Consider the following 708-nt stretch of genomic DNA (forward strand, 5'->3'; position numbering starts at 1 on the left):
TCGCGCGCGCGTCGAGCCGGTCCAGGTCGGGGCGCGAGCCGGCGCCGGCGAGGTCGATCTTCGCGGTGACGGCGGTGACGGCGGCGGCGGACCGGGCGGCGGGTGCGGCGGCCGGGGTCCGCTGCTCGGTCGGGCGCACCGCGAGCGCGGCCCCCGCCGCGACCGCGGTCACCGCGTCGTCGAGCCGCACGACGGGGAGCCCGGTCCGCTCCGCGACCATCTCGGCCACCAGCGGGATCCGCGTGGAGCCGCCGACCAGCAGCACCGTCGGGGTGCCGGGGAGGGTCACCGGCTCCATCACCCGGGCCAGCAGGTCGACGGCCCCACCGATCGCCGGGCGGATCAGCTCGACGAGCCCGGCGCGGGTCAGCTCGACGTCGACGCGGATGCCCGGCAGCACGACCGGCACCGCGACCTCGGCCGACCCGCTCAGCGCCTCCTTGGCCGCCGTGCAGTCGCGGCGCAGCGCGGCCACGGCGGCCAGCGTCGCCGGGTCCGACGGGTCCAACCCGTCCCACCGCTCGCCGAGGTCGGCGCGCACCCGCTCGAACACCACGTCGTCGATGTCGACGCCGCCGAGGCGCTCGATCCGCTCCGGCCGGCCGAGCACCGTGAACCCGTGCGGGTCGCGGCGCACCACGGCGGCGTCGCACGCGCCGCCGCCGATGTCCAGCACGGCCAGCACCGCCCCGGTCTCCGGCGCGGCTG

1 protein-coding gene is annotated in these 708 nt (G+C 79.2%); it reads right to left on the minus strand.

What is annotated here, in order from left to right; translation table 11 throughout:
* The coding region (locus KIK08_RS37235; RefSeq protein ID WP_214408018.1) for an Hsp70 family protein at positions 1-708 on the minus strand (708 nt) is incomplete at both ends.

Origin of the sequence: Pseudonocardia lacus (assembly GCF_018531445.1) — a bacterium.
Classification (GTDB): Bacteria; Actinomycetota; Actinomycetes; order Mycobacteriales; family Pseudonocardiaceae; genus Pseudonocardia; species Pseudonocardia lacus.